The 20,082-nt window shown below is 48.3% G+C and carries 19 protein-coding genes; 10 read left to right on the top strand and 9 right to left on the bottom strand.

From position 1 onward, the window contains the following. The first annotated feature begins 115 nt into the window (after positions 1–115). The 3 genes from GA520_RS15980 (at position 116) to GA520_RS15970 (ending at position 2,758) form a co-directional block, all read left to right on the top strand. Positions 116–835, top strand: coding sequence for an ATP-binding protein (locus tag GA520_RS15980; protein ID WP_163338642.1), 720 nt, complete (start codon positions 116–118; stop codon positions 833–835). A gap of 147 nt (positions 836–982) precedes the next feature. After that, on the top strand, positions 983–1,387 hold the full coding sequence (locus tag GA520_RS15975) for a bacteriohemerythrin (protein WP_163338643.1): 405 nt from the start codon (positions 983–985) through the stop codon (positions 1,385–1,387). Positions 1,388–1,687: 300 nt separating this feature from the next. Then, positions 1,688–2,758: an MBL fold metallo-hydrolase gene (locus GA520_RS15970; RefSeq protein WP_163338644.1), complete on the top strand. Its 1,071-nt coding sequence runs from the start codon at positions 1,688–1,690 to the stop codon at positions 2,756–2,758. 10 nt (positions 2,759–2,768) lie between these two features. On the opposite strand, the gene arfB is transcribed toward GA520_RS15970, so the two are convergent. Together arfB and GA520_RS15960 are read right to left on the bottom strand one after the other, a co-directional pair. Beyond that, positions 2,769–3,200 (bottom strand): alternative ribosome rescue aminoacyl-tRNA hydrolase ArfB, encoded by a 432-nt coding sequence (arfB, locus tag GA520_RS15965; protein WP_163338645.1) that lies wholly within the window; start codon positions 3,198–3,200, stop codon positions 2,769–2,771. Between the two features lie 289 nt (positions 3,201–3,489). Next, positions 3,490–3,867, bottom strand: coding sequence for a hypothetical protein (locus tag GA520_RS15960; protein ID WP_163338646.1), 378 nt, complete (start codon positions 3,865–3,867; stop codon positions 3,490–3,492). Positions 3,868–4,149: 282 nt separating this feature from the next. On the opposite strand from GA520_RS15960, the gene GA520_RS15955 reads away from it, so the two are divergent. After that, entirely contained in the window at positions 4,150–5,313 is a 1,164-nt protein-coding gene (locus GA520_RS15955; RefSeq protein ID WP_163338647.1) for a trypsin-like peptidase domain-containing protein, read from the top strand. 160 nt (positions 5,314–5,473) lie between these two features. On the opposite strand, the gene pyk is transcribed toward GA520_RS15955, so the two are convergent. Then, on the bottom strand, positions 5,474–7,228 hold the full coding sequence (pyk, locus tag GA520_RS15950) for a pyruvate kinase (RefSeq protein ID WP_163338648.1): 1,755 nt from the start codon (positions 7,226–7,228) through the stop codon (positions 5,474–5,476). 425 nt (positions 7,229–7,653) lie between these two features. Between pyk and GA520_RS15945 the strand changes: the two genes are divergently transcribed. After that, positions 7,654–8,307, top strand: coding sequence for a hypothetical protein (locus GA520_RS15945; RefSeq protein WP_163338649.1), 654 nt, complete (start codon positions 7,654–7,656; stop codon positions 8,305–8,307). 8 nt (positions 8,308–8,315) lie between these two features. Here the strand turns inward: GA520_RS15945 and GA520_RS15940 are convergent, their stop codons facing one another. Next, positions 8,316–8,636 carry a hypothetical protein gene (locus GA520_RS15940; RefSeq protein WP_304511236.1) on the bottom strand — a complete coding sequence of 107 codons (321 nt, stop codon included), beginning with the start codon at positions 8,634–8,636 and terminating at the stop codon, positions 8,316–8,318. Here GA520_RS15940 and GA520_RS15935 point away from each other — a divergent pair. Further along, positions 8,610–9,200, top strand: coding sequence for an HD family hydrolase (locus GA520_RS15935; RefSeq protein WP_163338651.1), 591 nt, complete (start codon positions 8,610–8,612; stop codon positions 9,198–9,200). The genes GA520_RS15940 and GA520_RS15935 overlap by 27 nt on opposite strands. Positions 9,201–9,424: 224 nt before the next feature. Here the strand turns inward: GA520_RS15935 and GA520_RS15930 are convergent, their stop codons facing one another. Beyond that, positions 9,425–10,669: a methyl-accepting chemotaxis protein gene (locus GA520_RS15930; RefSeq protein WP_163338652.1), complete on the bottom strand. Its 1,245-nt coding sequence runs from the start codon at positions 10,667–10,669 to the stop codon at positions 9,425–9,427. A 219-nt stretch (positions 10,670–10,888) separates the two neighbouring features. Between GA520_RS15930 and GA520_RS15925 the strand changes: the two genes are divergently transcribed. Together GA520_RS15925 and GA520_RS15920 are read left to right on the top strand one after the other, a co-directional pair. Beyond that, positions 10,889–11,794, top strand: coding sequence for a patatin-like phospholipase family protein (locus tag GA520_RS15925; RefSeq protein WP_163338653.1), 906 nt, complete (start codon positions 10,889–10,891; stop codon positions 11,792–11,794). 174 nt (positions 11,795–11,968) lie between these two features. Beyond that, on the top strand, positions 11,969–12,397 hold the full coding sequence (locus GA520_RS15920) for a peptidylprolyl isomerase (protein WP_163338654.1): 429 nt from the start codon (positions 11,969–11,971) through the stop codon (positions 12,395–12,397). Between the two features lie 135 nt (positions 12,398–12,532). Here GA520_RS15920 and GA520_RS15915 read toward each other — a convergent pair whose 3' ends face one another. After that, the gene (locus tag GA520_RS15915) at positions 12,533–14,056 is read right to left on the bottom strand and encodes a radical SAM protein (protein WP_163338655.1); all 1,524 of its coding nucleotides are present in this window, start codon (positions 14,054–14,056) and stop codon (positions 12,533–12,535) included. Positions 14,057–14,208: 152 nt separating this feature from the next. On the opposite strand from GA520_RS15915, the gene GA520_RS15910 reads away from it, so the two are divergent. Then, complete coding sequence (locus tag GA520_RS15910) at positions 14,209–15,129, top strand: Tim44 domain-containing protein (RefSeq protein WP_163338656.1); 921 nt, start codon at positions 14,209–14,211, stop codon at positions 15,127–15,129. A 121-nt stretch (positions 15,130–15,250) separates the two neighbouring features. Next, positions 15,251–15,895: a pyridoxamine 5'-phosphate oxidase gene (gene pdxH, locus GA520_RS15905; protein WP_163338657.1), complete on the top strand. Its 645-nt coding sequence runs from the start codon at positions 15,251–15,253 to the stop codon at positions 15,893–15,895. Between the two features lie 12 nt (positions 15,896–15,907). Here pdxH and GA520_RS15900 read toward each other — a convergent pair whose 3' ends face one another. Genes GA520_RS15900 through GA520_RS15890 form a run of 3 tightly spaced genes read right to left on the bottom strand, consistent with a single transcriptional unit; the run spans position 15,908 to position 20,075 of the window. Next, positions 15,908–17,083, bottom strand: a complete 1,176-nt coding sequence (locus GA520_RS15900; RefSeq protein WP_163338658.1) for an RtcB family protein — start codon at positions 17,081–17,083, stop codon at positions 15,908–15,910. Positions 17,084–17,088: 5 nt separating this feature from the next. Then, on the bottom strand, positions 17,089–18,510 hold the full coding sequence (locus tag GA520_RS15895) for a GTPase/DUF3482 domain-containing protein (protein ID WP_163338659.1): 1,422 nt from the start codon (positions 18,508–18,510) through the stop codon (positions 17,089–17,091). Beyond that, entirely contained in the window at positions 18,507–20,075 is a 1,569-nt protein-coding gene (locus GA520_RS15890; RefSeq protein WP_163338660.1) for a DUF2868 domain-containing protein, read from the bottom strand. The genes GA520_RS15895 and GA520_RS15890 overlap by 4 nt, the downstream gene beginning before the upstream one ends. Positions 20,076–20,082: the final 7 nt, after the last annotated feature.

Raw genomic sequence — 20,082 nt, 5'->3', positions numbered from 1 at the left:
TGCCTGGATATTCCTTACGATGTTGTGATAGGCTTTTGTAGTGAGCATCACGAGCAGTAACAGATTCTTCTATCCAGGAAAATCTTATTAAGACAATATGCTGACTGATACCCGCATGGAAACTGAAACCACATATTTTGCCCCAGCCGAAAGGGCATCAGAACAAGAATTGGCCCGTGAGATCAAGCTTGCCGCATCCAGTCCGGTGATGTCCGGCATCCTGAAAAGCGTTGGAGGATTAATAGCAATTCTTGATGGACATCGCCAGATTGTGGCAATTAATGATTCTTTTGCACGCATGCTTGGCATCTCTGATGTGGAAGAGGCAATGGGACTGCGGCTTGGTGAGGCTGTGAACTGTATCTATTCTGCGAGACAGCCGGGAGGTTGCGGTACCAGCGAGTATTGTTCGACCTGCGGTGCTGTTATCGCCATGGTAACAGGAATGGCAACAAAGGATACAGTCGAGCGTGTTTGCGCAGTTACCATCAAGGATGATTGCAGCACGAAAGATATTGTCATGAGGGTACGGTGTCAACCTGTTGAGTTGGAGGACACAGATTTTCTCCTTTTATTCCTCCAGGATATCACCGAACAGCAGCAAAAAGCTGCGTTAGAGAGAGTGTTTTTCCACGTCTGGAACAAACAGTTCATTCCAGACGATATAGCCCGCCGTATTTTCCAGCGTAATTTCAGCACCAAGGCTGAAGAGGGCAGGGGGATCGGTACTTATTCCATGAAACTGTTCGGCGAACAGGTGCTAAACGGCAAGGTGTCTTTTACAACATCTGCTGAGAATGGTACCACATTTACCCTGGAACATCCAATATCATAGCCCCCTCTTGCTCCTTCCATCCTGTATGGTATATTGCTTCGTCTAGTTTGTATTGCTTTGAAATTGTCGTGGGATAGACCGTTGTTACAGGTGTCCCTACATAATTGATGACTTGTATTTTAACCAAATATATCCGTCGGGGAAATCATGGAAAGAATTACCTGGAGGAACACCTTTAGTGTCGGTGTGGCTGAGCTTGACGACCAGCATAAAAGGCTGGTGGGGATGATCAATCGTCTTATTGATGAGCAGAAAACATTGACCACACCAGAGACTATTGCCGAATTGATCACAGAAATGACTGATTATGCACTTGAACATTTCCGGGCGGAAGAGTACCTGATGGCGGAGTATGGCTATGAAAGAAAAGATGAACATGTCAAAGTTCATCATGACTTCATTAACAGGACGCAGGGATTCATGGCTGCTCCGGTCGGGCCAAACTTATTGTCGAAGGAGTTGCTGGAGTTCTTAAAATCATGGCTGGTTGGCCATATCTTAAATGAAGATATGCAGTATAAACCTCTTTTTCAGCAGAAAGGAGTGTCCTGATAGAGGATGACTTAGTAACGCCTGTACATTCGATCTTGACATAACTGAATGAACGTTTACTATAGGGCAGGAAGTGATCAACCTGAGAGTGAAATCGAAAAATACTCATGTAAGCGTTTTAGGTTGAACTGATAATTTGGAAGAGTCAGTCCGCAAATGATGTATGAAAGATGAAAATATATAAATGAACGTTTAGTTATGAAAAGGGTAAATATTGCTCAACTGGTGATTGTAACAATTACAGGACTTATAATTATGACAACAAGTTGTGTTAGAACAAACACAGAAACAGCAGAGGTTTTGAAGAGAACACCCAGTGGGGAAAAGCTCTCACGGTCTGGTGAGGTCGCCGTCATGGAGAAGATGTCGTTGGGTGAGCATCTGGGGATGTACAAGAAATTCTTCTTCGAAAAAGGCCAAAAATTTCCTGCGGAACCCCTCTCCCAGGAAAAAACAGATCTGCAGCAGTTGTTGGCTTCAAACTCCGGCAGTTTAAAAGCCGCCTGGCTCGGTCATTCTTCCCTGCTTATCAATATCGATGGTTTTGTCATCGTAACGGACCCGCTGTTTGAGCGAAAGGTTTCACCGGTTGGGCCAACCAGGTTCAACGGGGAGTTTCCGGTGGATATTGCTGATATACCATTTGTTAATGCGGTCATCATCTCCCACAACCATTACGACCACCTTAACAAGTATTCGATTAGAAAACTTAAAGACAAAACCAATGTTTTCATAGTGCCACTGAGAGTCGGGCAGACACTTATTAAATGGGGAGTGGCAGAAGACAAAATCGTCGAACTGGACTGGTGGGGAGAGACACACCCACACTCCGGGTTGACTATTGCAGCTACTCCGTCACAACATTTCTCCGGAAGAGGCCTGTTCGATCGTAACAAAACCATGTGGGCTTCCTGGGTCATCGCGACGGAAAATCACAAATTGTTTTTCAGTGGGGATAGTGGATATTTTGATGGGTTTCGTGAAATCGGAGAGAAATACGGCCCATTCGACATCGCCTTTATGGAGTGCGGCGCCTATAATGAGCGCTGGCCTGATGTTCATATGTTTCCTGAACAGACAGTCCAGGCATTTACTGATCTTGATGCCAGGATACTCCAGCCGATTCACTGGGCAACCTTCAATCTTTCCCTTCATGCGTGGTATGAACCGATTGAGAGATTAATCGATGAAGCGTGGAACAGGGAGATTACTGTTTCGGTACCCATGATTGGGCAATTGGTTGATTATAACAAGGAGCTGGAGGACGATAAATGGTGGGTTTCGGCGATGGAGTTGAGCATGCAGGAAGACAGGCAACCGAATGTCGCCGTTCAATATTCAGTAGAAGATCGTTTTATGAAACAGGAGTAAAAAATTTCTATTAATCCTGTTTAACTTTTCTACGCAGAGATTTAACTTTCCCTCTTTTCACTTTTGAATCAACCCTGCGTTTCCTGGAATTCCGGCTTGGTTTGGTCGGAGTCCGGGCCTTCTGTTCGTAACCCGCCTCGCGGATAAGCCCTTCAAGCCGCAACAAGCCATCTTCCTTGTTTTTTTCCTGGGTCCTGTGGGTCTGCGCCTTGATGACGATAACGCCGTCGTTGGTAATTCGTCTGTCATGCATGGACAACAGTTTATCCTTGTACCTCTCAGGCAGGCTGGAAGCCTTGATGTCAAAACGCAGCTGTACTGCAGATGAAACTTTGTTGACGTTCTGGCCCCCCGCACCCTGCGCTCTGATCGGTTGAAAAATTACTTCGGATAATGGGATCCTGACACTGTTTGAAATGATGAGCTCTATATCTGTAACCATTGTTCTCTGCCCTGACGAATATATAGGATTGATCGGTGTTGCATGAATGAATCTCTGGAGTCAGGAATGTACCATTATGCTGTGACGGTTTTGACAGAATGATTAACGAGTTCCCGTCCTAAAACTGCCCTTTGGGTCAGTATCTTCGTTATGCTCAAAATTTTATCCTCCGGTAAGTGAGGAACGAGACTCCGAGATATCAATTATATACCTGTGGTAAAATTCTTCACATGCCTCGATCTGGACCAGATAAGCGTAGACTTCGAAACACCTGGTTTAAAGATGGAAACTAACTGAAAAAAGAATTGATATTGAACAGGAGGCAAAAACTTGGCAGGAGGACAAAAAGCAACCATGTTACCAGTAATGAAATACCAATAAAACTCTTGCCAGTTTCTACCAGTGCCGTTTGCATGGCCAGGTCGGGATTATTGACCGTATCATCGTAGGACAGCCACCAGATAAAAGAAGCTATACATACGGTAATTGTCATTGCTACGGGCATAAAACCTATAAAACTGTATTCCTGAAAGGTGGTCATGATACCACGCCCGCCTCTGCCGAGCCCAATTCCAAAATGGAGCCCGATCGCTGCCCAGAAGATCATCAGACCCTGGCCTAGTTTGTCACTTTTTTTCTGTTCCGGTGTTTGTGGATTTTCACTCATTATACTCACTTTAGATGATTCTGTTAATTTGTGGCTTGACTATAGGGGATAAGCTGAAACATGTCAAATAGTAAACCCTTCATCTTCACGTTGAGATCTTCGATCGTATAAACCGCCAATTTCCTGCACGCTCAGCAAGGAATAAGGATAAACCCGGGTATGGTAAAATGTTGAGTTTATGGTTATAGTACAGGAACTACTGAGAAAAAACATTGTGGAAACTGCATAATGTGACGATGTGAAAGAACGCGCAATCGGTTGAAGTATGGTAACGGGGGAGTGATGGCAGGAGAAAGGTTCAGTTGTCCAAAATGCGGACACAGCCAGAGTGGCGGAAAGGAATGTGCTTCGTGCGGCGTAATTTTTGCCCGCTATAAACGTGTTCTGCAACGAAAGAAAGAATTGGCAGAACAGGCAGCAAAAGAAGCCGAGGCTGCCAAAAAGAAATCAAGCACTCTGGTCATGGTTGTTATGGCGCTCGCCCTGGTAGCTGTTACCGCGGGCGGGACCTATTACTTTGTTACACCAGGTAAGAGTAAGCAGCAAAGGGATAGCCTGATTGTAGCTGATGTTCCCTCGGGCAATGTGGAGAAGGCACGGCCTCAGGTACAGGAAGCAAGGGACCGCAAACCGGTTGAATCCTCTCCGGAGCCGGAAGTGTTTCAAAGCAGCTCTATCGAGTATGCCCGGCAGGCAACCGTTTCTATTGAGACGCCCTGGGGCACCGGGTCTGGCTTTTTTGTCAGCAGCAACTTTATCGTGACCAACCGGCATGTCGTCGAACTCAATCAGGATGAACTGGAGAAGTTCAGGCATAAAGTGGAAACAAGCCGGAAGATGATTGATCTTGAAGAAAAGAAGATCCGTAAATATCGGCAGGAAATGAAAAGATTGCCCAAAGGCCCGCAGCGGGAACAGGTACGTATTTACATTACCGAGATGCAGAAGAATATTGATAGAATCATGCCTGAACAAGAGAGGGCGGAAGAGCGGCTTCAGGAGATGGAGAGGCAGACCGGCGCCGGTGATTTAAAGGTGATCCTGGCAGATGGAAGTGAGCACTACGCCAACTTCCTGCTTATGAGCGAGAATTACGATCTTGCCCTCCTTGCCATTTCGGTGACAGAACATCCGGTATTAAAGAGACCTCCGGGGAATTACCGTATTAATCAGGGTGATAAGGTTTTTACTATAGGAAGCCCTGTGGGGTTAAGGAATACAGTGACCTCAGGGGTTTTTTCCGGAATGAGGAAATCTGCTATTGACGGACAGATCCTGCTGCAGACAGATGCTCCGATTAATCCTGGTAACAGTGGTGGTCCGCTTATCGATGAAAAAGGATATGTGCGCGGGGTAAACACCATGATCTTTAGAGACACGGAGGGGATAGGTTTTGCGATTCCCATTGAAAAGGTCTTTGAGGACTTTGGTGCATCTATCTATTAGCCCGAATTTCTCGTCAGTTCAGCTTGCTGATTGATGGCGGTAACAACCGTCTGATTGTCGGTTCAGGTGGCATAGGGTTCTAACTTTTGACAGCAAACTAGAGTTTGCTGTCAAAAGTTAGAAAAAAAAGTTTGTCGTTTATGGCATACGCTGAAGCTGGTTAATTGCGTCCGCGCATGGAACCATAGCAGATCTGGCCGGTGGATCCGTCGATGGTGACTGTCTGGCCGTTTTCAAACTGGTCAGTGGCGTTGGTCACATTGCATATAACCGGAACCCCTAGTTCCCTGCCTAGAATTGCCGCATGAGAGGTGAGGCCCGCCTGCTCGGCGATGACACCGCGAACGCGGGTAAGGTTATCCACCATAGAGTGGTCAGTTGCAGAAACAACGACGATCACCTTCTTCGGCAGATCCTGCCAATCCTCTTCGGTCCTGATAACCCTGATCTCACCATCTGTCATGGCGGTCCCGATGCCTTGACCTGTAAAACAGATATCAGCAACAGTGTGGACCTTTAGCATGTTGGTTGTTCCCGCTGTCTGGATGGGCAACCCGGCAGTAATAACCACCAGGTCGCCGTTTTGGACCAGTTTGGCCTGGGTAGCAGCGTGGATCGATCTGTCGAGATGGTCGTCCATATTGGTGGCCTTGGCACAGGAGATAGGGGTTACCCCTCGAATCAACTGCAGTTGGCGAATGGTCTGCTGGCTGGAACTGACCGCAATGATCGGGGCCTTGGGGCGATAACGGGCGGCCATCCGGGCTGTTGACCCCGACATAGTGGTAGCGATGATAGCCGCGGCTTCCAGATCTGCGGCGGTGGCGCAGCATGCATACGAGATTGAGTCGGTGACGACTGGTCGCCTGTATCTTAGACCTTCTGCCAGGATCGCTTCATAATCAAGTGACCCCTCTGAAATTTGCGCACAGCGCGCCAGGAAGTGGATAGCTTCCAGTGGGTTATTCCCAACAGCCGTTTCAGCTGAGAGCATTACCGCATCACTGCCGTCGAAAATAGCATTCGTGACATCGCTGGCCTCCGCTCTTGTGGGGGAAGGATTGATGATCATCGATTCCAACATCTGGGTTGCAGTTATAACCGGTTTCCCACTGAGGTTTGCCGCCCGGATCAGCCGTTTCTGGATAACGGGGACCTCTTCAGCAGGCATTTCTACACCAAGGTCTCCACGGGCTACCATCAAGCCTTCCGCGGCGGCCAGGATCTCGTCTAGATTCTCAACACCCTGGCGGTTCTCAATTTTGGCAATGATAGCCTGGTTACCGCCGCCGTCTTCAATTATCTTGCGAACGGCCCACACATCATCAGCTTGCCTTACAAAGGAGGCGGCGATAAAATCAACCTCCTGGGTGACCCCGAAGGCGATGTCTTGCTCATCTTTTTCAGAAAGAGATGGCAGTTGTACAATCATGTCCGGCAGTGCAACCCGCTTCCGGCTGCTTACCGTCCCACCAACCAGCACTTTGGTGTGGACCTCACCATCCTGTATGTCTGTGACCTTGAGCTGTAGTTTACCATCATCAAGCAGGATCTTGCAGCCGATTTTGACATCGTCGGCAATAGAAGGATAGTTGACACCAAGCCTGTCTTGTCCGGTTTCACTGTCTTCATCTACCAGTATCAGGGAACTGCCTTGCGGGAGTGTGAGAGCTTCCTCCATTTGCTGGACCCGGATTTCGGGTCCCCTGGTGTCGAGCAGGATAGCTGTATCTGTGCCGAGCTTTTCCCTCGCTGTTTTCACCAAATCGATCATTTTCTGATGGCTTGCCCTGTCTCCGTGGGACAGGTTGATTCGGGCTACGTTCATACCGGCCCGTATATATTGGATCATCTGGTCAACGGTGCTGCAGCGCGGCCCGAGGGTTGCTATAATTTTCGTTTTATTAGTTTGCATTTGTAAAGTGTTATATGGAAAGCGTTTTCGGCTTGCGTCAGACGTTTGAATACTCCTGCTATATTTCTATGAAAAGGGCCAGGATACAATACGATATTGTTTGCTGATGTTATCAATGGAATTGAAAACTCAAGGTGCACCGTTGCATGTCAATAGCCACGCTGTCGTCATGTAGATGAAATTCCTTGGGATAGTGTGATTGCTGAATGAAGGGTGCCACCTTACGCCTCCACCGAAATGCCTGTTTGGCGAAGAATAATTTGTTATAAGCCTTCATCCCCGTGGTGGTTTTCCCTTGCTGTTTGTCTTGATTTTACAAATAAAACCAAATTTTCGGTGAGAAGTGCAGGTTAAACATGGTAAAGATGCCACACGGGAAAAGAGCAACACAACTATTCAGTTTACTTTAGGGTGTAGTTAAAAATATGTCCAGAGAATGTATCCAGGGAATTCGCATTGTCCTGACAGTAACGATGTTCCTCCTTGTGACAATCAATATGCTGCCGGTAGAGTTGGCAGTATCGCTAGTGGTTGAACACGGACCGATCGAGATGCTGACCGTCATCGGCTATTTTATCGCAGCGTTTGGGCTGGTGGTTCTACCATTTTTCAGGCCGGGCGTTAGGACTGTGCTGGGTGGTTTCCTGGTGTTGTTGCTAGGATTGCGCGAACTTGACTTTCACTCAAAATTTACCACCATGGGCATCTTTAAGAGCAGGTACTATCTGAGTCCGGATGTCCCTCTGCCTGAGAAGGGGATCGTTTCTCTTTTGATGATTCTACTGGTTATTGTTCTTGTCTATTTCTCACGTACCCATTTCCCTGGGTTCCTGGACGGGCTGAAAAAAAAGGAATCTGTAGCCGTCAATGTCGGTCTGGCGCTTCTCTTTGCGATAGGCAGCAAGGGCATGGATTCCATATCAGCTTCTTTGCACTGGATTGCTGCCCTCTATCATGAAAACCCGGCAAGATCTATGCAGATAAACGAAGAGGTCATTGAACTTGCTATCCCGCTCTTTTTACTTTGTGCTATCTATCATCTTGCTGGAAAACGGAATGTAGAAAAATCTATCTCATAGTTTCGCTGTCAGGAAGGAGAGGCGTTATCATTGCCCGCAGCAGTCCGGGCGCATTCAAACCATTGGAGAATCGTTCCGCTTACATTAAGAATCTGCTCGCGGTTTTTTGCGGTGGTAATTCGTTTGACCCGGCGGATCTGGCAGATTGGTCCGGTATTACCAGTGTCGTCGGAGGGTACGATATCAGGAAAACCATTACAGTGGCATTGTTTCTGCCGCAACGGTTGGCAGTAGGCATTTGTTTCTGCCATGCGGACTGGGTCGATAGGGAGCAGGATTCTGGATGAGAGGATGAGGTGGAAATGAGTGACGATAATTTGTCGAAACAAATTGGTTTTCTTGTGGAGATCGACAAACTCAAAACGGTTTTTCGGAGGACCTACGTTCTCGGTACAGACCGTCATGAGAATGATGCAGAACATAGTTGGCATCTGGCCCTTATGGCTCTCGTACTTTGTGAATATGCCAATAAAGAAGTGGATGTCTCCCATGTACTGAAGATGGTATTACTTCACGATATTGTGGAAATATATGCCGGTGATACCTTTTGTTACGATATCGAGGGTAATGAAGGGAAGGCGGAGAGAGAAAAACAAGCCGCCCAGAAACTCTACAGTTTGCTTCCAGCAGTTCAGAAAAATGATTTTATCGTGATCTGGGAAGAGTTCGAGAAAGGAGAAACTACCGAATCCCGTTTTGCTCAATCGCTCGATCGCCTGATGCCCCTGCTGCATAATTATTACTCAGAAGGCAGGGCCTGGAGAGAGCATGGCATTACAAGGCAGCAGGTTTTACAACGAAATGCCCATATTGCAGACGGATCCTGGGAATTGTGGAAATTCGCTCAAGAACTGATCAATGACTCCGTGGAGAAGGGATACCTGTTACCTTAATGTGTGGAAATCAGGAAACGATTTGAAAGAGTAAGTACGTGCTTTTCAATCAATACCTTACAGCAATGATTGTTGTTTCTTTTCGGATAGCACTCTTTTTTGTGTAACTAGCGAATGTGCACTTTTAAAGGGATGCATCATGTCAATCAAGGAGAGATTGCCAGATCTACAGCAACACAGTCACTTGAAGTGTCAGTTGGGAGCAAAGTTGTAACATGTGGGGGTCACTGTACTCGAAACCTCTGTAAACTTTGTTTCAGACTAATTGCTATGTTTGACAGTTCTTTTGATGATTTTTTTACTACCTCCCCATTAACTTCTATTTCTCTAATTTTGCTGTCGATCTCAACGACATGATCACTCATGGAAACACTTTTTACAGAAGTTTCTGCAACTGTCTGGCTAATTTCACCGAGTACCTCTTTAGATTCACTTATGTTGGTAGCAATCTCAGCGGTAGAAACTGTTAGCCCTTGAATTGAGGTGCGAATATTGGTCACAGAGCTATTAACTTCACCAATAATTGAAGAGATCTCCTCAATAGTAGTAACACTGGTATTAGTGTTAAGTTGGATCTCTTCTATCATTCCTTTAATTTCTTGAGTTGCAACAGCAGTCTGTCTCGCAAGATCTTTTATTTCGTTAGCTACAACAGCAAATCCTTTTCCTGCCTCTCCGGCCCGTGCTGCTTCAATTGTGGCGTTTAGTGCGAGTAAATTAGTCTGTTCAGATATTTCTGTTATCGTCTCAGTAACTTGACTAATTTGTTGCGCCGATCTACCTAGAGTGTTTATTGTGCTGTTTGCTTTCTCAACTGATTGAACAGCCTGCTCTGCTGTAACGCCTGTCTTTTCGGTCTCTTCGGCTAAAATATTAGTATTTGTTTCAAGAGACTCAACAGAAACGCTTATTTGAGATGTATTTGCAGTGGATTCTTCTATAGCAACGGCTACCGAATTAGTATTCTGACTTACTTCCTCAGTGCTACGAGCTACATTTGTTGAAAACTCGTTGGCTGTGTGGATTCTTTCAGTCATCTCTGTTGATATTGTATCAAGCCCTGCTGATTCAACTTCAAGCTGTTTGCTTAACGTCTGTGAATTTCCAATCATGTCCCTCATACTGTTAACCATTATCCCAAGATCACGGGTCAACTCTCCGAAGGAATCTTGTACATCTGAGTGTGGGGAATGAGTTAGATCGCCACTCGCAATACTTTTAACCTCCTCGGCGATTACTTTGGGTCTCAAATTTAAAATGTTGACTATCAGGAAATTTGCCCCTATGCCAAACAGAGCTCCACCAGCAAGAACCATCACTCCTTGCGTCATTGAAAGATCATAACGTATCAAAATCAAACCTGTAGCTAAAAGTGGCAAGGCACCGGCTATTCCAACTCCAAAGAATAGCAATAATGGGAATGGTATTTTAGTAATAAGTTGAATAAAACCACTTCTTGATCGCGGCATATCTGCTCCCAGTTATTTTTTATATATTTCCAAAACCTATACCATCAGGTTTAGAGTAATACAACAATTGGGTGAAAATTTGCATTTGAGTCATAGGGTATGAAGGCCTTGATTTCCTTACAGGTAAATGGCACGAGTATAAATATATTGGTAGGTAGGATGAAACCTCTATTGGGATTTGTCCTGAAGTTATGACGCAAACAACAGGAAAGAAATGAAATGAAGAGACAGGTATCATGGTGTCGTTCACTCTTGGTTGTTTGGTTGCTGATGTATCTCGGTGGATGTGCAGAAAAGAACAGGTACGACGATTTGTGTGGAGTTTCCCAGGCCGATGTTGTCGCGATTCGTGACAAGAGGACCGAGTCAGGGCCTTCGATCGGTCTTGCTTTTGGAGGTGGAGGGGTGCGTGGTTTTGCTCATCTGGGAGTGATAAGGGCACTCGATGAGGCTGGAATTTATGCAGATCTGGTAACAGGTTCTTCTGTGGGCGCCATTGCAGCTGTGCTGTATGCCAGTGGTATGGAATATGAAGATATTGAGGCTGCTGTACTCTCTGTAAAACCGGCGGATGTGACGGATGTGGTTTTCAGTGATGAGGGAAGGGTCAACGGCAGGGCCCTGGCGGAGTGGATAAACGGGGTTACCGGAAACAGGAGCCTTGAGCAATTATCACTCCCAACTGGCATTACGGTTACCGACATGACACATCATGAAAGTCTGCTTATAGTGGAGGGTGATGTGGGTCGGGCGGTGCAGGCATCGGTGACTATCCCCGGGACATTGGTGCCGGTGGAGGTAAATGGTTCCGTCTGGGTTGATGGCGGATTGCTATCTCTGGTTCCTGTCCGGTTTGCCAGAAAGTTGGGGGCCGATATCGTTATCGGTGTGGATGTGTTGTGTGGTTTTCCCCTGCCGCTAAAAGGGGGCCGCGCCGGTATGTTGACCGCCACCCTTCAATTGCAGAGCTGTGTGGCGGCTGAGCCTGAAATGATGGAGGCTGATTATCTTATCAGGCCGGGAGTATCAGCAGGCGCGGGCAGGACATATAGAAATCGTAAAGATGCCATTGATGCCGGGTATCAGGCGGGAAGAGAGTTTGTGAAGATGTTTATCAGCCGATAGTCGCTGACGGATCCGTTCTTTTACGTCTTTTTTGGAATTGCATGTAACATTCAAAGAATCAGTGCTGTTCAGAAGGGCGGCGTTATGGTATAGTTTTTCGCCCCGGCAGTGGAGCGGAGCAATTGAAATGAATATTGGGTGATGATGCCCGACAACAATATAGAGGCGAATAGTATGGCAGAGGCAAAGCGCGGTGACAAGGTAAAGGTTCATTATAAAGGTACCCTGGAAGACGGGTCCATTTTTGATAGTTCGGAAGGACATGATCCCTTAGAATTTGAAATTGGCAGCGGACAGGTTATTGTCGGTTTTGACGAGGCGGTAACCGGTATGTCTCCCGGAGAGAAAAAGAGTGTCTTGATACCGGTGGAGAAGGCGTATGGAGAGTACAGCGGCGATCTGGTCATGACCGTCCCGCAGGAGCAGGTCCCGCCCGATCTGAATCCGGAGGAAGGGATGCGGCTTGAGGTCGGTGGTCCAGAAGGCCAGATCATGTTGGTCACCGTTATGGAAACCAATGACGACCACATTATCCTTGATGCCAATCCGCCCCTGGCCGGAAAAGATCTCAACTTCGATCTGGAGCTGGTGAGCATAGGATAAGAACCGTATCCTGTCTGCAGTTTTATAATATCCCCGTCGCATGATAGATGTAACGGGGATTTTTTTCTCTTTTATCCTTTTTTTAATCAGGAAGGGACAGTTCTTTGAGCCGGGTAGAAGGGGGAGACATTTCTTTTAAGAGACTTCCTGTCTACTGAAAAAAGGTGCGTGATTAGAGGTGAAATGCACCGGGTCTCTCTTGAGGATCGCCTTAATTCTCGGTTCTCTCTTAAATTGACCCTCAAGGAAGTGGCGGATCGCTTTCCTGTTCCAGCCCCGTGGATGTTCAAAATCGCAATAAATCGACAGGTCAGCCTCATAAAAATCATGGATATCAAGGTCGTCGATTTCAGCGCTGCCAATCGGTAAGTTGAAGATGGCGAGATTCAGGAAACTGATGCTCCGGTGATGGGCAGCAACAAAATGCAGGGTATCCCTCGCCTCTTCCTCGGCTTCACCTGGTGTTCCGAACAGGATGTAGACATAGGTGGCAATGGAGGCATTTCTCAGAGCTGTGAGTGCCCTATGGGCCAGATTCAGGTCGATTCCTTTGTGCATAGTATCCAGCACTGCCTGATTGCCGGACTCAAGTCCAATTTTTAACAGAGCACAACCTGATCGCTTGAGTGCCTGGCAGAAGTCTGGGTCCGCCAGATGTTCACTAAACCTGACAAACCCGTACCACGGTGCTATGGGTGGCTGGTGTGTCATTGATTTCAGCACAGCTGGGCTTATGGCATTGTCGAGCAGATGGATGAGTTTCGGTTGGGTCTTGTCGGCCAGGGTTGCAAGTTCGCTCCGGACCTCCTCTACAGGAATCGGCTTAAAAGGATTTCCCTCACTTGTCTCGGGGCAGAAAGAGCATTTTCGCCAGAAGCAGCCGGTGGAGCTGCTGTACGGCAGTACAAATCCAGGAGATGTATAGTTATATTCGAGAAGATCCGTGAAATCGGGTTGGTAGTCTTTTCGTGATAGTTTGGTTTTCTCTACAATATCGAGGAGCTGAGTTTCTCCAGCACCCGCCACCAAGTGGTTAATTAAGCCTTCAAACTGGGTAAGCTGACCTTTATTTTGCAGCCAGGTGGTTACCAATCCCCCCCCGAGGACGATCTGTATCTGTGGGAACACCTGCCGCACAAAACCAACCATGGCAAAGGTGCAGAGAGCCTGGCTCAGGTAGTTGAGCGAGAATCCAATGAAGGTTGGGGTGTGGGCTTCAATCAGTTGGGTCAATCGTTTGGAGAAAAACGGATAATAAATATTTTCTGCGAACCGGCTGCTGCTGGCCAGCAGGTCATCACTTTTCAGTGGTGAGAGTGCAGGGTCCTGGTAATTGGCGAGGGAGAGCTGTATACCCGATCTCTTGCCGGCATTTTCCACCACCTTGTTCAGGTCGGTGACTGCCCTGGTGTAGCGTGAGAGGTTGAGGTAGGTGTCGCAGTTCCGGAGAGTATTGAGATGGTTATAGCGATTTTTCCATGCCCTTTTGCTCCAGGTATCCTCAGCAGGCGTGCTGGTGTCAAGTAGATAATGGAGACCTTCAATATTCAGGTCACAGATTACACATTGCTGACCACTATTGCGAAGAGCACCCGCCAGTAAGGGGATGCCGGCAGGAGGTTCTGCTGGTTTGGTCTGTGGAGGGTGGATAAGCAGCATAGGTTCTCAAAGAAAATAAAAGTGTGAATATTTGGTGAGGTCTGTATTACTTTTCTTGCTCTTAGTAAATTTATACTTACATTAGCAACTGTTTTATAGTTGGCGTGTATATTTCGCACATAAAAAAAATAAAAGTTTAAAATGGAAAAAAAATGGAATCTTTCAGTCGTCTGATAACCCCTTTTCTGGTTGTGTTGTTTGGATTATTTATACTTGGTAGTGGTCCCTTGACCGATACGGTGGATGCCAAGGCAAAGTTTGGCGGTAAGTCATTTAAATCTTCACCGTATAAAGCCCCTGCATCAAAGACAACCACGAATACAAAAAAATCGAGCGGGTCTTTTGGTAAAGGATTAGCCGGAGGCCTGCTTGGTGGTGCTCTGGGTGCCATGTTGTTCGGCTCTATGTTTGGCGGTGAGGGCATGGGGATCTTGCCTCTCCTGCTGTTGGGTGGTGTTGGTTATTTTCTTTACAGGAAGTTTAAACAGACGCAAACGCAGGGGGGCTATCACCAGCAGAGTGGGCCAGGATTTCCGGGTCAGCAAGGGACCGGGCAATCCGGTCCGTCGACACAGGGGGCCGGTGGTTTTGATGTGCCGCCGCCTGCTCCTGGTTCTCCCATGGCCGTTGATGCCGGTCTGGCCGAAATTCGCCGCAACGATCCCGGCTTTGATCCAGATTATTTTCTGGAGATTGCTTCCGATGTCTTTTTCCAGGTCCAGGCGGGCTGGATGCGCCGGGAGATAGACTCATTCAAACACCTGCTGGGCGACCAGCTGGCCACTGAATATGCTGAACATTTTGCTGATATGAAGGCTCGTGGCGTCATTAATAAACTGGAATCCATTGCCGTTCGGAAGATTGCCATCGATTCTGCCGGTAACAACGGCACCGAGGATTTTGTCACCGTCCTGTTTACAGCAAACCTGCTCGACTATACAGTGGATGATACCACCGGCGATGTGGTAGAAGGGTCCAATACTGAACCAATCAAGTTTCAGGAAAAATGGACCTGGGCTCGCCCTGTTGGGACTGATAACTGGCGTCTTGAGGGTGTACACGGGCCTGAGTAACCCTCCCCTCTGGTGATTGAAATACGAAAATACAACTTAGTCATCATCCCAAAACCTGATATCGGCTCAAAAATCAGGTTTTGGATGGTAACTAACTTAATAAGAGCAAAGGAATACGTACGTGGATTTAAGCCAGTTTCGCAGAGAATACCTGAAAGGGGGACTGAACCGGTCAGACCTCAACCCCGATCCCCAGATCCAGTTCAGCCGATGGTTTGAGCAGGCCCAGGCGACACATATCGCGGACCCCACCGCCATGATTCTGGCTACGGTCAATGCTAAAGGACAGCCGAGTCAACGTACGGTGCTTCTAAAATATTATGATGAGAAAGGGTATGTCTTTTTCACCAATTTCGAGAGCAGGAAGTCGCGTGAGATTGGTGAAAACAACCGGGTAAGCTTGTTGTTCGTCTGGCTGGAGTTGGAAAGACAGGTACAGATTAACGGTCGTGCCGAGAGGATATCCGCTGCAGAATCAGCCAGGTATTTTATGACACGCCCCAAGGAGAGCCAGATTGCGGCCTGGGTTTCCAGTCAAAGCCATAAGCTCAGTTCTCGCCAGATCCTGTTACAGAAATTTAATGAGATGAAAACCAAGATAGGGGAGGGGAAGGTGCCTCTACCCTCATTTTGGGGTGGCTACCGTGTGGTTCCTGAGGAAATCGAATTCTGGCAGGGCCGTAAAAGCCGCCTGCATGACCGGTTTCTCTACACACCGTCTGCGGAATCCGACAGTGGCTGGAGGGTTGAACGTCTGGCACCTTGAGTTGCCAGCTTCCTATCCTTTGACAACGGCCAGCGGTTGAAGACGGGTGAGCGGTGCGACAAGGTCTTTCTGGCGAGAGAGTACTTTTTCTATATTTTTATAAGCACCGACAGCCTCTTCCAGGTTCCTCTTTGAGCGGACCGCGTGTATGATATGCTGTTCTTCCAGTATGGTTATTTCTTTTTGCAGGTTCAGCGTCCGCTGGGCCTGTTTTCTGCCGAGTTTTCTGCCCGCTCCGTGTGAGCAGGAGCAAAAACTGTCCGGGTTGCCTTTTCCCTGTACGATATAGCTACTGGTTCCCTGCGAACCGGGGATAATACCGATTTCACCTTTCCCTGCCCTGGTTGCTCCCTTGCGGTGCACCAGTACGTCTTTACCAAAATGATGTTCCAGTGTGGCATAATTGTGGGCAATATCTATGCGTTCGAAAAAATGGACAGGAGAACAAAACTCCTGGATAATATCCTGGAGGCGCTCCATCATCAGCTTACGGTTGGCACGCGCGAAATCGACGCAATACTGCATCTCCTGCAGGTACAATTGGCCCGCTTCACTATCAAGTGGCAGGAAGGCGAGCTGCCAGCTGGTCGGCACGCCTGACATGTGGTTGGTGTTATAAGCCTGGGCCAGGTTGTTGTAGTGACGGGCGACCCTGTAACCGATATTCCTGCTGCCGGAGTGGATCATCAGCCAGATGTATTCGTCTTCATCACGCTGAATTTCTATAAAATGATTGCCCCCGCCCAGAGTCCCGAGTTGGCTGCGGCCGCTTTTGTATTCTGATGAGACCACAGGAAGATCCCGGAGGGTTATGCCTTTAGGCGGTTGAGGCATAAACTTCGACGGCTGTGCATTTTTATGATGTTTAAAGCCCAAAGGAATTTCCCGGCGGATCGCTCCCATGATTTTTTTGAGCTCGGACCGGTCAACGTTTTTTAAGGTGGTCTGGACGGTACAGACTCCACAACCGATGTCTACACCAACGGCATTAGGGATAACCAGGTTGTCTGTTGCTGCGACTCCCCCGATGGGCATTCCGTACCCGACATGAGCATCGGGCATGATAGCTATATGGTGGTGGATTCCGGGGAAATTCGCTAGATTCCTCGCCTGTTGCAGGGTGTCGTCGTCAATGTCGGGCAGCCAGAGCTTGATAGGCCGGGTCTCAGTGGTAATAGTTCGTTCCATGGTCTTTACTCCTCACTGGAAATCTCAGCCAGGGACCGCTCAATAATTTCACCGAGTTTCTTCTTCTCCTGGCCAATATTATTTTCTTTCTTACCCGTTACAGCCGAAAAAAAGGAACTACAGATACGCAGCCTGGCTGTTGACCAGTTAGAGGTTATGTTGAAGGAATGGTTTTCTGTTTCTGATTTTATAGAAATATTCTCATAATCCCTTCTGCCGTGTGCCCAGTTGATGGTGTGTTTATAATAGAGTAAGGCTCGGTTTATCAGAACAAACAGCAGGTTGATGTCTGTCGCCGGGCCGAGCCGAAGTTGTTCCCCGCCGATGCGAACTCCGAACACACCGTCCTGCGATAGTTTTTTTCCTCCCCACAGCGCCCCGATGGCCCCGGCTGCCCCGGCCAGTCCGGTTACCAACCCAAGGGCCATGCCACCCGCAGCAATATCGATACCGGCCCCGATGGCTGCAGCACCCAGGCCACCGATGATGACGATTTGGGTTTTGGAAAGCCCCATAACGCTCCAGGTTTTTTCACTGAAAAGTTCTTCATGGAGCAGGGAGTGTGCTGGCAGGGAATAATCAAAAATATTGTGTTTATAGAGACCGCGTATTCTGCGGTGGGCTTTCTTTTCTTTCTCACCGATTGTTTTATGATAACTTCTGGTGAGCTGTTTTTGCAGCTCTTCCTGGTCAGTTGTGGCGTTGAGCGGAGCTGAAACCGTGTATTGCAGACAATCGGTAAACAGATCGAGCAGGATATGCATCGTCTGCCTGTTCCGTGAGGCCCAATCGTCTTTGAATGCAACGACAACTTTATCCAATATAGGGTGCCAGTCCTGATCGATGGACTTTAACGCTTCCAGCAGCAGGATCCTCTCTGCGTAGGTGGCCCGGTGGGCATTGAATACCCGGTTTGAGTTGAAAGTCTTTCTGAACTCGTTCTTCCAGCTGTCGAGGTGGTTATACCGATCATCCTTACAGTTGATGATGGCCATTCGGGGACGACCGCTGAGGCGAAGTATCTCCATTTCCGCCCTGTCCACATTGCGGACAGGCCGTGAGCCATCGACAACATAGATAATGCCGGCTCCCCGCTCTATCGGCTGAAGAAGTTCTATATCGTCGTGAAGTTCCGGCACGGTCTGGAATTTTTCCCGGAACCGGGTGATACAATCCCCATCTTCCTCGGTTAGTTTTCGAAGTTCGGCTAGGACTCTGGAGGGATTCTGGAAACCGGGGGTGTCGGTAAAACGAAGTACCTCTCTACCGTCTATACGGACGGGAAATGTCCTGCAGACAACGGTCTCTCCAGGCGTGGCGCTGACACGAACGGAGTCATCTTCTGCCAGAGTTGAGAGGACCGACGATTTCCCTTCATTCGGGTGGCCAATAATTGCAATTTCCGGAGAACGTTCCACAGCGTTCATGATCCACTTCCCGGGATAAGAGACAACACTTCCAGGTACGGATCGCCAAGGCTCCCTGTTTTTTGGTGCCAAACGGCGTTGTGGCCGGCATCGGTTACCGGCGTGAATATGGTGTTTGCATCCGGGCGGCCAAGCATCCGTATTCTGATAGCAACGGTGGGCCCTGTTACAGCTCGAAGTGTTTTCAGGAAGACCAGGAAATCCATGAGTGGGGGCATCCATGATTCAACAATAATAAGAAAACCTGCTTCAAAGGTGTGGTCGGGCTGCCCGAGCATTTTCAGTAACGTTTGATCGCTGTCGTAATCCACTCCGAACCTGTGGACGTGTTCAGGGCTGAAACCCTCATCCTGCAGAACGGATCGGAGTTCATCTATCGTGCAGCTGTCGTAGCAATCATCCGGCAGCAGTACCACGATTGGCAGAAGATTCATCCCGGTTGATGTGTTGGAGGGGGCGCTGGCTTTTTTCTCTCTTTCTCCTGATTCTGGCCGAGGTTCAGGGGGTGCCTGGGTGGTGACAACAGGTGTCTGCATCCGGCGGATTATCTGCTCGACCTTCAGTGGCAGGGGGGAAGGGATGAGGTCGTCCTGCTGTTCCCGGTATCTGCCGTAAAGGTAGAGTAGCAGTCTGGGAAGAAGGCTGTAAACCAGTACGCACATAAGCAGGAAGGGCCACCAGGATATGAGGTTTTCCGTGGCCAGGTGAGCAATTCCCTCTTTCAGGATTATCCTGCTGCCTTCGACTTCCGTAAGCGTTGGATAACCCATTCCTTCCCCGAGAAACCAGGACCATGGCAGGGCGATCCAGCCTGCGAGTTTATGGAGGGTCTGACCACTGAGTTGCAGGGTGGATTGCCAGCCAAAGGCCACATCGCTGACGCTGATCTTGAGAAATGTGGCAGCCAGCAGGCCGACATTAAAGATGACGGCTGCACCCTGAAGGAGCGAGAAGAGTGGCCAGTAAAAAATCGTGGCGTGAACACGGAAAAAAGATCTGGCCTGTCCGTCAACCGACTGAATTTGCTGCAGGCGGCTCCCTCCAAGCGTCTGTCTTGTTTTTCCGGCAACAAGCTGGTAAAGCCTGTCCGCCAGAAGGGAAACCAGCATGACAGCTGCCGAACGTGGTATGGCTTTTCCCAGCGTACCTGTTACTGCTCGCCTGAACAGGAGCAGCAAGACCAGCAGTAACTGAAAGAGGACGAAAATGGCGCAAAAAGGCAGGACATTTACCGGCGTATCCCCGGAATAGCTGAAATAGAGGACCCCTGCGCCAAACCCGGCGACCAGGGCGAAGAATACCAGTACCAGTCGCAACATGGTCATTATTTCGACTGCTATAGTGCCGGGCAGCCTTTTAGTATTTTCCGACCCTGCTGCCCTGGTGTCCATCCAGGCTCGAAGAAGACGGGTCGCGGAGATGCGCTCTTTGTTTTGCAATTCTGCGGGAAGTTGCAGAAAATAACTACGATCCCGCTCGTGAAGCTCGGCATCGTCTGTCTCCTCATCCAGCTGGATGAAGTATTCGAGGTTGATAGAGTCTTTATAATTCCAGTACGTTTTCATGGCCTTA

The sequence above is a fragment of the Desulfopila sp. IMCC35008 genome (genome assembly GCF_010646885.2).
GTDB lineage: Bacteria > Desulfobacterota > Desulfobulbia > Desulfobulbales > Desulfocapsaceae > Desulfopila.
The sequence above is the reverse complement of the archived record's forward strand: the minus strand, read 5'-3'. Positions and strand labels throughout refer to the sequence as shown.